Below are 15,581 nucleotides of genomic sequence, written 5' to 3' on the forward strand. Positions count from 1 at the left end.
CTGCTGCGGACCTGAACAATCAAGCCCGCTTGCTCCAGTGAATCACTCAAATGGTTTCAAACGTTTTGTAAGGTGCTTGCGGATATCTTTCATCGACTTTTCCGCAGTCTTGTGCCCCGCATTTATCGCAATTAGAAAGATTATGTCATGCTTGGGCATAATACGCACATCAGTAAACCAATATCCATTACTGCCAGTATGTGCAAGAAGTGATAACTCAGAGTCGTACACTGCGCCCCACCCGAGAGCATAATTGCCTGTCACCGGTGAATGTAACTTGCGATAGGTTTCAGTCTTTAGCAATTTACCGCGACCATGTACGCCATTGAGCTGATCTTCTACAAAAAGAGTCCAATCCTGGAGTGATATATTGATAGTTCCTGCGGGACCCATTACTTGAGGGTTATCACTATTTTTGTCGGCAGGGTCTAGCGGGATGAGCTTGCCCAGCCAGGATTTTTTGTGGCCACGGGGTTGATCTAATGTGGTCGAAGAGCCGGGAGCTGAAAAACCTGCATTCTTGATACCAAGTGGAGCAAAGATCTGCTCCTTGATGAGATCTTCCCAGGTCTTGTCTGTTCGAGCTTCGGCGATAGCCCCAGCAATGATAAAGCCGAGATTGGAATATTCAGCTGAGCCAGCCTCGGAGCTGGGAGGTACAGTGAGGTAATGGCGTGCGACTGCCATGCGTTGCGCTCGAATACTGTGTTCCGGCTCGATTACTTTCATTAATGTAGGAAGCTCATACCAGCTGGATAAAGGGGGTAGGCCGGCAGTGTGACTGAGCAATTGCGTGATCGTAATATTACGGTAAGCGGGGTCTATATCTTTTGCAAAAGAGGGAAATGAGTCAGCTAGTGTATCCTCAAATTGTAATATGCCCTGCTCGACTAAGCGCGCTACCATTGTTGCTGTAATCGCTTTGGTGTTAGAACCTATGTGCCAGCGGTCATTGATAGTTACTATTTCATTATGGCCCTGTGCGCGAACTCCGTCTACCGCCATGGCAGCGATGTCGCCATCGATTTGAACTAGTACACCGACTGCTGGAAGGTTGTTGCTATCTCGGGCATTAGTAAGTATTTGTTCGAGAAACTCTTGTAACGAATCGTCGGCATGTGCGATAAAGGGTGACGTTAGAAGTGTGACTGCCAGGAGAATCCTTGGTAGAGTTTTATTAAATCCTATATGCATTTTAATAAGCCCGAATGAATATTTAAAGCAAGTGCTGGATCTGTGTTTATACAGATATTTTATGTCGATTGGTATACTCTGAGGCTTCGATGTAATGAAGGGTTTTGGTACATTGTTGCCAAGTGGTTGTTTTAAATATTGTTCATAATTATTTTCAGGTAAGTGCTAGAGAAAGGTGTTTTGTGAGGTCTTTCTGCTCGAAGAATTATAGATTATAACAGCCACCAGATCATCGTATTGATCTGAACATCCTTTGTTCAATTTCAAGTCAACTTTGATATCCCTTAGTAATGATATTTCCTTTCTTTAGGGCGTTGACTGGAATATATGCTAACGGCATTTTCTCAATAATCTTTCTTTTGGAATTTGATTCTTTAGTGTATGCGACCTAGAAAGGTTATATTTATAATCTATTAGAAATGGTGTCATTGTGAGAGAGGCCCGTCAGCAATTCGTGTAGGTGGTGATTGCTGACGGAAAATGAAAATTTGGATCATGGCTGAGTTTATCATCTGGGATCAGATGCTTGTTAAGCATTACAAAAGCAAGAGCTTTTGGGGGTTCTAGATGGCAAGATTTCGAGCTCGAAAGATTCTGTCGCGAGGAACAAACTGAATGTGCAGGTCTCGAGAAACATTCGGTGCACTGATATGGGAATAATCTCCGGTAGCTGTGAATTTATACATTTGTAAGTTCCGTCCGGCAATATACCTTCCCAATCCCCAGTAACCCTGATAGTTAATGGCTTGATCATCGGGGATTTGGTTTGAAAGAGTGCTTATAGTACGAGCAACACGTCGGCCTCCAATCATGTTTCTTCCCATTCTTAACCCTGTGACATGCGCAGAACCTATAGGGATTATTCCGCCTGGACGTCCGCCTATATTAAAGTGGTGAATAATTCTTCTTGCTATTCCCTTTTGACGTTTTTCTGAAGATTTCCACTCTCCATTTCCTCTCCATGAATCCACACAGGCTATATCCCAACTTTTCCGAGAAGCTATATTGATTAATAGCGCTGATGTTTCAGTATCAGTTACGCCACCCGCGAAATAGTCTTTTATCCTATTGGGGTAAGCGGAGAGAGTTCCTGCAGCTTTTATTTCATGCGGTGCTTCGACGAACAATGAGTGAGGCTGATCGCTATTATCAGCTATAGCTTCAGCTGCAAAGGAGAAACCGTGAGGTACATCATTGTGCGGCTCTTGGACAATCACTAGCCCTCCGGCTTGCAATGTGGCGCGAACACGAGCCTTTGCGTCTTGCAGGGTTATATTGTTTACTGGCATTTAATATCTCCATCTTGCTATAGAACGACTGGTTTAGCGTCGAATGTGCTCGGTGTATTTCTCGTCGAGTAGAACCTTTTTATTTGGCTTGGACACAACTGCAAAAGCAGGAGTTATCATATTTCAGTTTTTGTAATGCATGTATTGCTAATCAAGTTACTCTTCATGAAAGTTAGGTTCAAGAAATAAATGCAACACCTTTCCAAATTTTGTCTTAGTTTGTGAGTTATTTCTTTCGGGGGTGTTTATTGCCCAGGGGTTTGTGTCCTTTGTGAGGTAGGTTCCCTTTTAATGTCCTGTAGTGTAGTTTTTATTAATATTGGCAATCTTGGAGATGGTCGTATCGAGTATGATTTCTAGGATAGATTTTTTGGTCTTTTAAGTCGGTTCTCCTGTGATAGATATTTTGGGCTAATTGTATTTTTTCTGGTTTTCTATTGGTTATTTTCTATAGGGATAGCTTTTGTAAAAAAAAGTAATCTACAGTAGAAAATCTTCTACATGTGTAAAGAATGAAGGGATAGTGTGATCACATTATCTAATACTGCATCCCCTTACGGCACTCCGAGCTAAAAAGTTTAATTTTTTTGTGACTTATTTGTAACCACATTTTTGGTCAAAAGTCTTGAGGTTCTTGAAATGGCTTTGTTGGATCTATAAATTGAGGAGGTGCTAACTCTCGGTGGGGTAGAAGAGAATAGATTTTAATCTGGGTTGATCTAGTGATGTAGAGAGCTACAAGATGAAATAGAGTTGCCAGTTTGGCCGATAAGTAACAAAAATAAGCTGCCCGGAGGCAGCACATTAATATATCTAGTTGCTAAGTCCTAATTCCCGCTCAATCTGAGCCTTTCTCCAAACTGAGTAACTGGCTGGTATCTTTGCCTCTTTGGTGCCATCGGCAAGGATGGCGCGGCCGAGGTTTGGCCAGCATAGTACGGCCAATACCCTGGGCGCGATTACTTGGAAGACTTTGGGTGGCCCCATTAGGGATTTGAGTCTCTGTATTAATGGTAGCCAGGATGCTGGGACTACCTGTTCTGCGATCATCCATGAGGCCTGAGGATCACTACCCAGTTGCTTTGCCAGGGATTCGTAGCGCAATGTAGCGGCTCTTAGTGAGGCTTGGGGTGGTGCGAGTATGACGGCACGGGCCCTTCTCTCTGCACAGAGTAGGCAAATCTCTTTGGGGAGACCGCTACTTTCTGCAAGCTCTTGGTTGAGTGCCCATCCACCGGCTTTGATATCGCATTGGCAGATAGAGCAGTTATATTTCGGGTTTTCAGGGGTGAATACAGAACTAACTTTTTGGGGGCGTTCGCCATTTTTCCAGATGAGAGAGTGTCTTTTAAAAAGATTGCTGGCAAAGTATCGGGTATAGGTCAGCCAGTCGATATTGGTCACATTGCCGAAACGGTCTTTGTGTACAACATCGGGAATATTGTGGCTGTAAAGGTGACGTAAGCAGTGAGGGCATGGCTTTAGTTGATCCTGGGGAAATGCCTTTCGCGCTTCGCTATAGTCACTGCTTATCCAAACCGGACCCTTATAGTTATTCACTATTGGGCACTTGGGGTAAATATGAACTTGACCAAAAGAGTCCGGGTTTTGTTCCAGGCCAAATAAAAAAACCGGTATACCCCGGTAGCGCCAAGCCACAGGTACGCTGTCCAGATCGCTTGAATCGAGTTGCATTCCAGTACGGATGGCTTTGGCTAAGCTGTTTCGATCAGGCATTTCAGATAAGCGCTGTGCTAACGGACGTTTGCCGGCTGAGAATGAATCCCCATCGTTAATGACATAAGGTACTGATAGTGCTCGTGTGGCGCTTGGGAATGCTGTGATAGCCTGACGGTTTTGAATGGGTTGAAATTTTGTGAGGTTCACAGAGCTTCCTCAAGGATTTGCAGGATATGGCTCTCAGAGTCTCTAACTACCCTGAATGCTACCCGGCGGGAACGATCTGGATCTTCTACCCCATTCTTATCCAAGACTGGGCGAGCTGAGGAGTAACCGACAGCTGCTACCTTGGCCCGTACCAGGACGGCTTGCTGCGAAGGCAGTAATGAATGGGCATATTGCATTACGGCTCGGGAGCGCTGTTGGGAAAGTCGCAGGTTGTGGAAATAACCAGCTTCCGGTGCGGATTGATCTCCCCATTCAGAACTTGTGTGCCCTTCGATTTGGATTGCGGCAATGGAATCCATATAGGGCGTGAGCGCTTCGATGTAGCGAGGTACAAAGGAGGACATAATCTCGCGGGCATTGTCGCTCAGGGTAAAATCACCGGTTTTAAATAAGGCATCACTGTTATTAAAGGAGATGGCCAGGGTTTGCTTATCCAGAGACGCTCCCCAACGAGTTAAGTCGTGGGCAAATTCCTGTTGCAGAGTTTGATAGATGGCCAACTGGGTGTCCCGGTAAGACTCTGCGAGTTCGCGGATCTTGGCGCGTTCGTCGATAAGAGAGCGCATTACAAAGACGGCAATACAGAGAAATACCATCATCAGGCCAGCCATCATGTCCGATAGGCTAATCCATTGACTATCGCTGGACTCACTACTGGCTTGCGTGCTTTCAAACATGCGCCTCTCCAGTGACTCTCTGAGCTTGCGCATCGACTCTCTTCATTTGCTGGATGAGCTGACGGAAGTCTCTGGAGAATTCACCGCTTAAAGTGCCAAGGGCATCGCCCATCGCTGCCATAACACTCTCTACCTCATCGCGCAGACGTTCATCCAGAAGTTCATATTGACGCTTGATACTGACATCGGCATTACTAAGATCGCGAGTAATCACTTGTGACAATTCGGTAATCATCTGGTTGTGAGTTTTGGCGATCAGCTGAGCTAGCTCGGCCATGGATTCCCGGTGACTGGTAGCCTGCTCGTGAATTGCTTTAGAGAAGTGGTTGGGGTCCATACTGGTAACCACATCGGCCAGGGCTACGACCTTACTGGTTCTTTGGTCGAATACTTCCGCCTGGGTCCTACTCAGGGAGATCAGGTTGGAAACCTGGGCCCCCAGTTGCTGTTGAGCTTGGTCAATTCCTCGGGTGAGCGCTTCAAACTTGGGCGCAATATCGGGGATCGATTGCTGTAGAACTTCAATAGAAGCTTGTTGCTCATTCAGCATGATTGATATCTGCTCTGCGTGATTGCGCTGCTGCTCTACCAGGGTCGGAATCACGTTGAAAATTTCTGGCAGCTCAGTAATACGCTGGTGTAACAGCAGAAGGTTTTCCTGAGCACCATTAATTTCATTGAGAAGAGTTGCAGTTTGGTCGCGGTAAATAGTTGCGAGTTCTGCGTGCTGCTGATGCTGATCTATTAGGGCCTGCAGGGCAGGGGATACGGCCTCTAATTGCTGGGTAAACTGCTGTAGGTTCTCACCCATCTGGGCATTCAGGCCGCTATTAAACTTTTCTACAACCGCAGTGAGTGACTGTAGGACTTCATCACTAATCTGTCGCTGGAATTTTGCCAGATCTTCGCGCTGACCGTTAATAGCCTGCAGTATGTCATCTGCTGTCGCTTTAGGGGCTTGTTCTTTAGTGAATATTTGAAAAATAGTTCGCAATATCAGGGATAGGAAGAGTCCCAAGATACTGGTCATAAAGGCGGTTTCCAGACCTTGCATCAGTTCTGAAATTGAGGTGTCAATATCGTTTAGATCAAATCCATAGATACCGATAATGATACCGATAAAAGTACCTAAAATACCGAGGGCAGTCAGTAGTGACGGCGTTTCCTTTACAAAGCGGGGAAACTTGCCTAAAGGGTAGAGGATTATGGCTATAGCACCAATGGCAAGCATGACCATAAGAAAGGTGTCGGTAACCTGTTCCGCAGACAACTTGGTTAACCAGTGATAGAAAAACTGGGTCATTATTTATCCTTTACAACTTTTTGCATTGTTATTTCGTGATAAAAAGGTCCGTTGGGTATTCGCCCGGTTCCCTGGCTGAGTACTTTCATCTCTGGTAGAGATTTCACAACATCGGTGATAGTGCGGAGCTGGGGCTGCTTACTACCCGAAGCGTGAATATAGGTTCCAACCTGGCCCGACTTTTGAATTTCAAATACACCACAGTTGACGGGAAGCTTGTTTTGTTTGAATAGCAAAAAGTGCATCACGCCACCATCACTGAGATATTGATGCAGGGCTTTAGTGATCAATTGTATTTGCTCGGTGGAAAAGAAATTGAGAAGGTCCCAGAGGAGGATGCAATTGAGATCCTTTGGTAGGGTTGCCTGTCGCAACGCGGCCTGAACGGCTTCTTCAAATGGCACTTTTCTGCTGATTTGCCAAGCGAGCGATGAGTAAAAATCAGAAATAAACAGTTCGCCCACCTCCCTTTGGACGTGTTCCATATTTCTCCCAGCCTTTTGCCCAATATCCAGAACTTTGCTGACCGGTGAGCGCTTGACGTGAGTCAGGGCGGTGTCGAGAGCGGTTAGCGAAATATTAGTAAGGCGGTTTTTTTGGAAAGCGGATACCGCTGCTGATGATCCACTGGCCATCACTGAAGTTGGCGATTTTACATTGCCATACTCAAACATTAATTCGATAAGGTCTTTACGCATCCCCTCTCTTTGTAGCAGGGAAGAGCGCAGGGAGAAGTTGCCCATAGTCTTCATTAAATTCAGGGATGAGTACCTATAGGTGGGCAGTGGTTCTTCCAGGTGGAGCGGTTCTGTATTGAAGGTAAAGCCAGAAAGGCGTTTAAAATCCGCGGGCCCCTTGGGCATAGTGCCGGTGTACAGCATTGTATGGAAAATGGTACGCGGCTTTAAGTGGGGTCGGATTTCCTCAATGAGCTTGGTAATAAGCTCAGGCTCCATAAAGTTGAATAGATCCCAGCAGAGCACCACATCAAGCTTGATTCGTTGGGGCTTTTTGGTGAGATATTCAGAAAGCTTAACGGCCCTGACTTCTTTATCGAGGGCAGAAGTATCCAATAGCAGACTGCGTAAATCTTCGATAAATGTCTGGCAGGAGCGCTCCAATAAAGGCTGTGTGGTGCCAAACGAAAGGCATCCCAAATCTAAAACTTTACTACCTGGTTGAATGACTTCATCCACCAAAGCAGCAATACCAAATGAATGATGCTGCAACATATTTCCCACACCAAAACTAAAGCCCCGGCATTAGCCGGGGCCCATATTGAGGATTAACTAAGAAGGTTTCCTAGCTTTCCTCAGCTTCTTCTTCGGTCTCTTTAGTGCCGAAGAGGTAGTCGCTGGTGTCGGACAGGCGAGAGGAATCGCTCGTGCTTGTGGTGCTGGAGGAGTAGGTAGAGCTGCCGCGAGTACGGGCTGCGGGCTTCTCTTCTGCTGCGGGCAGGTCTGGGTGTACCAGACGATCAGAGAACTCCTTGTGGCGCTCTTTCATTTCGGAATCGGTATCAACCATATCCATGGAGCCACGGAATTTACCGCCGTCGTCCAGCTTGATTCTCGGTGCAATCAGATTGCCATTAACTTGTGCGGTGTTGCGGATTTCGATCAACTCATCGGCAAGGGCATCGCCATCCAAGGTGCCTTCTACAACAATATTTTTTGCGTGGATATTGGCAGTAACTGCACCGCCAGTGCCAACAGAAAGATTGTGACCAACCATGATCACGGTACCATCAACAGTACCTTCCACGTGCAGATCTTCGGTGCCGATCAGCTCGCCACGAAAGTTAATACCTTCACCCAGCACTGACTTGGAGCCTGAGCCCGAAAGAGATGATTGCTGCTCAACAGCGCTCATGCCTGCTAAAAATGGTGTGGAGTCATTGCTTTTGTCAGTGCTCATAGAAATAAGTCTCTCTGTTTAGAAAAGTCAGCTGTTGCGTCGATTGCACCGATAACCGTGGTTACAGGGTTGTCGATACGTTGGGTTTTTGTCAAATCGGAAAATCAAAATTTTCAAAAGTGATAAGGCACTTCTAATGGCGGGTACGGATTATTTTGATACTGAATAAAACCTATCAAAACAAACGGCCCTACATTTATGTCAAATTTTTTTCTTTGCTGTGAGTGTTTTACTAAAAAAGAAAATTAGACTATCAGTGCTTTTGGTCACCTAAAATATCCCTGTCTCTGCCTTTTCCCTATTGTGCACATACCTTAAGAACGACTTCCTTTGTCCTTTTACAGTTTTCGTCTCTCTCGTAAAGTTGCAATGCCCGTTTTCTCGTGCTTGCATCAAGGTGAAGAAGAGGCTCTTCTGACCTTAAGCTACGATCGATTTTTGCGATTGCTGTTGATATCGCTATATTCTCGCTATTTACTTCAGGCTCGACCTGTAAGTAAATATTTACTTCCTTTTGTGGAGGGCATACTTCTAATTGTCTGCTGATGGGTATCGAGCCTATTGGCACAAAACAATATATGATTGGAATACTACCTACAGCGAGCTTACCAGCGTTTTCGGTCTGGCAATCAATCAAGCTGACCTCGACTTGAATGCGCTGAATTTAGCACGGATTGCATGCTAAAAGTGTGACTTGTAGCACCTTTTGGTCGTGATGATCGTCGTTTCCTGTTTTTTAATCCGCTAATGATTTACGGCTTAAAATATTGTTGCAATATGCGATGTATTCCTATGTAAAGAATTGTTTATGTTGGCATTTGGATTAATGTCTGAGCCTCGCATTCTTGCGCTTTCAAAATTCTATCCTAAATGTAAGTGTGCACTTATTTGCAATGACTATTGGGTGTCTTCAGGAAGGCTGTTTTCACAGGGTGGAGCTGCAGGCAGTTTTTGCCAGGATATATATCACTCACTGCATACCTCTCAGTCCCACCCACAAAAAGGTAGGCCCAAGAGATATTTTTGGTGGCGTTGGCAGGGGTGCCAGCCTTGCTGGGCTGGCTAAATTTCAGGGGTAATTTGGATTTTAAACGGAGTTCCGTTTGAAGTTTTAAACTCTACCTCTGCAGCTTGGTTGAACCCTGTCACCAGAATGGGACTTGCTATCTGCTTATAACCACTAGAAGCCCCAAATTCATATATTTTTGTCTGCAATCGAATTTGGTTTTCAGAAACTTGTTCGGCAGACACCTCGAACCTAAGTGTGTTTTCGATTTGGATTTCGCTTTCATCTCCTTCGTTATTGAGGAGGCGGACGGAGGCCAGGTTCTCGTTTCTGGTGCTAGCATCTACCTTAAGCATTATTGGAGAAGCTGACGATAAGGAGGTATACAAGAGTAAAGTCGTACCCAGGGCCAATATTGCGGTGAGATATTTTCTGCCCTGCTTGGCCATCGATATTTTTGGGTTTTCCTGAAGGATTATATCTATGGGCTTCAGTGAATATGCTGAAGATATTGCTTTTATTGAATCTTGAGAGGCATTTCCACTTTTTTCTATCCGTTGAATGGTTCTAAGGCTTAATGATGCAACATCGGCTAGTTGTTGTTGACTCCAAGCTCTAGTTGTTCTCAGTTTAATAATTTTCTTTGAGTTAACTTTCACTTCCATACTTCTGCCCTCTGAAAATAGAGCTCCATTTTCAAGGGGGCAGTCCTTATTGGTTACGATGTTCTTGCGACACCTACCTGACAGCTATACGACTTTGTCCAAATAATAGACTGTCTGTGCAACTTGCGGTCAATGGTGGGCGTGTTTGAAGGTTAGGTGATTCACTGATGTACTACAAGGGGCGCACAACCTTTAACTATTGCCCTGAATCCATATTCTGGGTCGGGAAGGCATCTATAGGCTCTAAGTTCTCACTTTGAGATAAGTAAAAGGCTAGGGAGTTGAGTCAGGTTGTAACTGGAGGTTCGGATAGTGGCTCTTCTGTTTTTTTGGGGGAAGGTTACCACTAAGCAGAGTCGAAGAGCTTTCAATGAGAACATGTAGCAAGATGACTTATGGAGTTCCTGAACAATTCCGTAATATCTCTGTGAGCCAGAAGCATCACGGATTTATTTAGAGGCTCCTTATATAAATTTAACGCTCCAAGCCATTAAATCTTAATACTGCCGTGAAGATAATCCACAGCGCCTCCCTTGAGAGAGACTCTGTTACTATGCAGTTCGCAGTGAATTAGTCCAGTCCGCTTGGAGAGTTGCTTAGCTAAAAGTACATCCTTTTTAAATTGTTGGCTCCAATATGGTGCCAGTTGACAGTGCGCTGACCCTGTCACAGGATCTTCGTTTACCCTTAATTTTGGATAGAAGCATCGGCTAACGAAATCAATATCGTTACTTGCTCCAGGAGCGGTAATGACAACTCCTCGTTTATCCAGCTGGGAAAGTTTTATAAAATTTGGATTTACAGATTTTAGATCGGTTTCGCTACCCAAGACAGCTATATAATCATATGCACACAGAACTTCTCGCGGAGTGACACCGAGGCCATCAATAAGAGCATCTGGTACTTCTGTGGATATCGGAATGCTAGCCGGAAAGTCCATGCTATAGACAGCTCCCGATCTCTGGACTAACAGTGGGCCGCTTTTTGTATCAAACTGGATGGTTTGGTCTGAGTATCTTAAATGAGTAAATAGAACGTGGGCAGCTGCGAGTGTGGCGTGGCCACATAAATCTACTTCTGCCTCAGGAGTAAACCACCTCAGAGAAAAGGAATCTTCATTTTTAACAAAGAATGCGGTTTCAGAGAGGTTGTTTTCCTCAGCTATCTTTTGCAGCGTCTCATCCGCAAGCCAGTTATCAAGAGGGCACACAGCAGCAGGATTACCTTCAAATACCTCGGAGGCAAAGGCATCTACTTGATAAATTGCTAGTTCCATTAGTTTTTTCCTTGAGTAATAGATGCTATTTTCGGTCAGTATAAAATTATTGTGATAGTTGGTGTGTTTATGCCAGATTGCTTTGTGGTACCAATTTTCTAAGGCTAAGGGAAGCTAGGATACTTATACCTGGGTGTCCTTTAGGGCGGGTCTTCAAAGTCCACAGAGATATAGCTAATTATTTACAGGCTCTCTAACTGCGCAAAGCGACGTTCGTAATAAAGCAGGCCGTTGGATATACGCATAATCTCAAGAAGGTCTCCAGAAGAAAATCCAACAACAATTTTAATCGGTGCTTCTTCACTGTATTGGAGAAGTTGTTCGTTTTTGCAGAGTTCTCGTGCTAGGAGGGATGTATAGCATAAGCTGAAACCAATGTATCCGTCTCTATTTAGGTGTTTCGGCTTGTTAGCTCCTTTACACAAGGCTGCAATATTTCTCAAATATCTCGAGCCCAAATCAGAATTCGAATATATCCAATCCCGTCTGCTTTTAAATAGTTGAGGAAGTAGTGTTAAGCTGATATCCGGGAATTCCCGGCCGATACTATCTCTGAATTCACGCAGCTCGAAATATAGGACTGAAGGAGGAAGCGAGTCCCCAGCAGCTACCAGTTCTGTATCGAACCATGTTTGGGCTAGGTCAAGTTCATCAGTTCCTAGCATAGTGGGCAGCTTTAGCCATGCCAAATTGGGGGTTCGGCCATCAGCCCAAAAAGAAAGGTTTTCAAGGCCGTCTTGGATGGATTCGTTTTTTTCCAGCGTATCGAAAATCACTTCATAGTATTCAGCTATAGACAAACCCCGAACTCCTGTCATATCCCATTTTTGCTTAGTATATCGATCAAGCAAGCCAGTGGGGACGTTTTTGGCTTTTCCTTCTGATTCAGCAGTATATGCGCTGGGGCGCAATCTAAAACAACCATCCCGTTCGAAATGAAATTCCAACAAAAGCAAAGAGAACGGACAGTACTGTAACTGGGATAATATGGTATGCCAGTGCAGTGAGATTTTTTTCAGAAAGATTTGGAATGATTCGCAGCCTTGCGTCAATTGCCAGTAAGAAAGTGCATGCCAAAAGAATCAGTTTGAAGGATATCAGGCGAGAAATTGGATTGGAGAAGTTGAACCACTGCGATAAGTCAGGCAGTAGGGTATATGAGAGATATAGCCCGGAGAGTATTTGAATGAGCAGGGCGGGGATGCCAATCTTTTCGTAGCTGCTTTCAAACCGGGAAAGAAAAGCTACATCCTTATCCCGTAAAACTTTGGGTAGTATTGTGCAGGCAAGTATCAGATGCCCACCGGTCCAAATTGTCGCACCTAGAAGGTGAAAAAAAAGTACTACGTTGTACATCCTGTCCCCCAGACAAATCCTTGTTGGGGGACTATAGCGCTAAAATCTACGGGTGTCTGCTGCCAAATAGGGGTAGAAAGTAGCGTTGTCTACTCCCTGGGTTCCGGCCGGGACCAAATCCAGTAGGCGCCGCAGCTGATGCCGCCAATGGTAAAGCAAAGAAGGTAAATATTACTGATATGAAGGATGGCAAAAGCTAGGGATATAGCCATTGTCAGGCTGGCCAGTAACTTGGTTCTGCGGCTTACATAACCACTGCGCCAAGTCCGCAATAGATGCCCAAAGAGATGGTGTTCTTCAATCCATTGGTGCAGGCGCTGGGAGCTGCGTGATGCGGCCCAGGCACCGAGGACAATAAATACAGCCGACGGCAGGCCAGGAAGAATGGCTCCGATAATGCCAAGGGCGATGAAAAAGCAAGCAGCGGCGCCCCACAGCCAGCGCATCCAGCCCTTTGCCAACGGCGGGGTGTAGGACATTACGCTGTCTTCAGTGGATTCTTTCATTCGGTACCTCTACCTTCTAGCTTATTGCAGTAGTTGTGCATCAAAAGTAACAATATTTGTCCGCTTGGTCTGCTTGCTCATAAGCAGTTTGCCCAGCACCTAGTCAATAGAGTCAGCAGGCCGATAGGTCGCTAGTGCAGGGTAACGGATTATGTGGATCATTTCCTCTGTCCAGGGAGGTGACTTTCTGGTTTATGTGAAGTCAGGCCTCCCAGTTCTGAGAAAGCAATTTATTTTGGTTAACGAATAAAAAATTCGACCGGAACGGCCATTGTCAGAGGATCACCGGGTACCTCTTCCGGTGGTCTAGGCAGTGGTTCTGCCCTGCGCACCAAGGCCACGACTTCTCGGTCGAGAGACGATATGCCACTGGCTCGATGCAACTCAACCTTCAGCACTTTGCCTTTTCTGTCCATCGTGAATTGTACCCAGGGAATACCTTGTTGGCGCCGTATTTGTGCGCTACGGGGGTAGCGTTTTCTCCGTTCGAGGTGGGCCTGTAATTGGTTCTGCCAGGTTAATCTGGCTTGTGATTCCCTCTGGTTCAAGGCGCCCACTTCCGGTGCCGCAGCTTGCTCTGCTTCTGCTACATCTGCCGCGAGAGGGGCTGATGTTTCTTCAACAACAGTTTCTCCAGTAGCCTCTCCACTGGAGTCTTGTTGCTGTGCGATTTCCTTCTCTTCCACTGGCTCAGGGGTCTCTTCCTTTTCCTCCGTGGGGGGCTCCTCTTCGGGCTTCTCAATGGCAATTTCCGAGGGGGCTTCTGGCAAAATAACAGGCTCTGACTGCGCAGAGGTTTTTTGTGGCTCGTTGCTCTGCTGGTTTGCGGGAGAGGATTCCTGTTGTTGAGGGCCTACCGGTAGCGACGTGGGTGGCGCCACTGGAGCGGCTACCATACTGACTTCAAATACCTGTGGTGCTGCAGCAGGCGGCAGCGCCAGTTCGGATTTGGGCTGCCATAAAAAATAGACGGCAATAAGTCCGTGAAGGGCTAGGGCGCAGCAAAAGGCGCAGAGCGATAGAAAAAATCGCGGACGCTTCGCAGATTTTACCTTCGGGCCGGCCAAGAGGCTCATTGGTTTACGGTCGCCGGTTTATCCAGACCTACCAGAGCGATTTTCTGGTATCCGGCACTGGCAAGGCGGTTCATCAGGTCCATCAAATCCCCATATTCCACTTTGCTGTCGGCACGCAGCAGGATTTGCTGTTCTGTGCCAATTTCATTTGCCTGGAGTTCAGCAGCCAAGTTCTCCCGCACAATAACTTTGTTCTCACCGAGAGTCAGGGTGAGGTCCTTTTGCAGGGTGAGATATTTCGGATCTTCTGCCTGGGGTTGTTGTGGAGCTGTCGCAGAGGGTAGATTGACGGGCACGCTTACAGTGGCCAACGGAGCCGCAACCATAAAAATAATTAGCAATACCAGCATCACATCGATAAAAGGTGTGACATTGATATCGTGCTGTTCTGGCAGTTCTTCGCTATTGCTGCTGTTGAGATGGAATGCCATTAGTTGACGCCCTGAACCTGCGGTACTGCGCGCTTTTTGTTCGCGCTAACCAGTTCGGCGAGCGGGCGCGCATTTGGATGATGGCGATCCAGGTCCCGACTAATCAGTACCATTAAGGCGGTGACATTATCGGCCAATACCGCGCGATAATTGCCGATAGCCCGGGAAAAGTAGTTGTAGATCACTACCGCCGGAATCGCAGCAACCAGGCCGATCGCAGTTGCCAGCAGGGCTTCCGCAATACCTGGAGCCACTACGGCCAGGTTTGTGGTTTGGGTTTTTGCGATTCCGATGAAACTGTTCATGATGCCCCAAACAGTTCCAAATAGACCGACAAAGGGGGCGACGGAACCGATGGTTGCCAGAATTCCGGTGCCACGGTTCATGTCGGTAGCGAGAGAAGCCTGGACTCTTTCCAGGCGAGCCAGAACACGTTCTTTTAAGCCGTCATCTGACACTGGGCCACCTGAAGATAAGTTGAGTTCGTGGCGACTCGCTTCTACCAATAACAGGGCACCGCCGGTTTGGCCTGAAAGCTTTGATTCGGCATTTGCGAATGTCTTGCTTTGGATCAGGGTTGCCAATAATTGTTTGGCCTTGCGACGTGTTATTACCAGCTGCACGGTTTTAAAAAGCCAAATCGCCCAGGTTAAAACAGAGGCCAAGAGTAGGCCGATCATTACGCTTTTAACGACGATATCCGCGGCGTGATACATTCCCATGGGAGATAAATCGTGTGCGCTGAAAGCGGTATCTCCAATGTTGGAGGTTGCAGTCGAGGTAGAGTTGTCTTGATTTTCTTGCAACCCCACGGAGGTTTCCACATCTCCCTCGAGAACTATTTCTGTATTGCTTTGTTCGCTTGAGTTGGAATTATTTTCCTGCGCTAAAGCCGGCAATGGGCCCAATGTGCTGCCTAGCAGGCACAATAAAATTACAGTCCAGATTTTCATTACCGACTCCTGGCTTCAGGTGAA

Annotated in this window: 14 protein-coding genes; all 14 read right to left on the reverse strand. The window is 46.3% G+C overall.

Translation table 11 applies throughout. The annotated features are described in order from the left end of the window. Window positions 1-42: 42 nt before the first annotated feature. Entirely contained in the window at window positions 43-1,194 is a 1,152-nt protein-coding gene (locus ACJJI1_RS16380; protein WP_413665217.1) for a serine hydrolase domain-containing protein, read from the reverse strand. A gap of 563 nt (window positions 1,195-1,757) precedes the next feature. After that, window positions 1,758-2,483 (reverse strand): hypothetical protein, encoded by a 726-nt coding sequence (locus ACJJI1_RS16385; protein WP_413665218.1) that lies wholly within the window; start codon window positions 2,481-2,483, stop codon window positions 1,758-1,760. Between the two features lie 813 nt (window positions 2,484-3,296). After that, entirely contained in the window at window positions 3,297-4,370 is a 1,074-nt protein-coding gene (locus ACJJI1_RS16390; protein ID WP_444957299.1) for a hypothetical protein, read from the reverse strand. Further along, window positions 4,367-5,068 (reverse strand): OmpA/MotB family protein, encoded by a 702-nt coding sequence (locus ACJJI1_RS16395; RefSeq protein ID WP_413665220.1) that lies wholly within the window; start codon window positions 5,066-5,068, stop codon window positions 4,367-4,369. The genes ACJJI1_RS16390 and ACJJI1_RS16395 overlap by 4 nt, the downstream gene beginning before the upstream one ends. Beyond that, window positions 5,061-6,371: a MotA/TolQ/ExbB proton channel family protein gene (locus tag ACJJI1_RS16400; RefSeq protein ID WP_444905720.1), complete on the reverse strand. Its 1,311-nt coding sequence runs from the start codon at window positions 6,369-6,371 to the stop codon at window positions 5,061-5,063. The genes ACJJI1_RS16395 and ACJJI1_RS16400 overlap by 8 nt, the downstream gene beginning before the upstream one ends. Next, a complete protein-coding gene (locus tag ACJJI1_RS16405; protein WP_444957300.1) occupies window positions 6,371-7,603 on the reverse strand; it encodes a class I SAM-dependent methyltransferase in 1,233 nt (410 codons plus the stop codon). The genes ACJJI1_RS16400 and ACJJI1_RS16405 overlap by 1 nt, the downstream gene beginning before the upstream one ends. A 70-nt stretch (window positions 7,604-7,673) precedes the next feature. Beyond that, complete coding sequence (locus tag ACJJI1_RS16410; protein ID WP_413665223.1) at window positions 7,674-8,288, reverse strand: bactofilin family protein; 615 nt, start codon at window positions 8,286-8,288, stop codon at window positions 7,674-7,676. A gap of 1,062 nt (window positions 8,289-9,350) precedes the next feature. Beyond that, window positions 9,351-9,959 carry a helix-turn-helix transcriptional regulator gene (locus ACJJI1_RS16415; RefSeq protein ID WP_444957301.1) on the reverse strand — a complete coding sequence of 203 codons (609 nt, stop codon included), beginning with the start codon at window positions 9,957-9,959 and terminating at the stop codon, window positions 9,351-9,353. A gap of 490 nt (window positions 9,960-10,449) precedes the next feature. Beyond that, the gene (locus ACJJI1_RS16420) at window positions 10,450-11,235 is read right to left on the reverse strand and encodes a PhzF family protein (RefSeq protein WP_444957302.1); all 786 of its coding nucleotides are present in this window, start codon (window positions 11,233-11,235) and stop codon (window positions 10,450-10,452) included. A 182-nt stretch (window positions 11,236-11,417) separates the two neighbouring features. After that, a complete protein-coding gene (locus ACJJI1_RS16425) occupies window positions 11,418-12,146 on the reverse strand; it encodes a hypothetical protein (RefSeq protein WP_444957303.1) in 729 nt (242 codons plus the stop codon). A gap of 534 nt (window positions 12,147-12,680) precedes the next feature. Continuing rightward, a complete protein-coding gene (locus tag ACJJI1_RS16430) occupies window positions 12,681-13,097 on the reverse strand; it encodes a YbaN family protein (protein ID WP_108732723.1) in 417 nt (138 codons plus the stop codon). 239 nt (window positions 13,098-13,336) lie between these two features. Then, the gene (locus ACJJI1_RS16435; RefSeq protein ID WP_413665228.1) at window positions 13,337-14,173 is read right to left on the reverse strand and encodes an energy transducer TonB; all 837 of its coding nucleotides are present in this window, start codon (window positions 14,171-14,173) and stop codon (window positions 13,337-13,339) included. Beyond that, window positions 14,170-14,604 carry a biopolymer transporter ExbD gene (locus ACJJI1_RS16440; protein WP_413665229.1) on the reverse strand — a complete coding sequence of 145 codons (435 nt, stop codon included), beginning with the start codon at window positions 14,602-14,604 and terminating at the stop codon, window positions 14,170-14,172. The genes ACJJI1_RS16435 and ACJJI1_RS16440 overlap by 4 nt, the downstream gene beginning before the upstream one ends. Continuing rightward, window positions 14,604-15,557, reverse strand: coding sequence for a tonB-system energizer ExbB (gene exbB / locus ACJJI1_RS16445; protein ID WP_444896751.1), 954 nt, complete (start codon window positions 15,555-15,557; stop codon window positions 14,604-14,606). The genes ACJJI1_RS16440 and exbB overlap by 1 nt, the downstream gene beginning before the upstream one ends. Window positions 15,558-15,581: the final 24 nt, after the last annotated feature.

Source organism: Microbulbifer maximicatervae (SeqCode), from assembly GCF_052467065.1.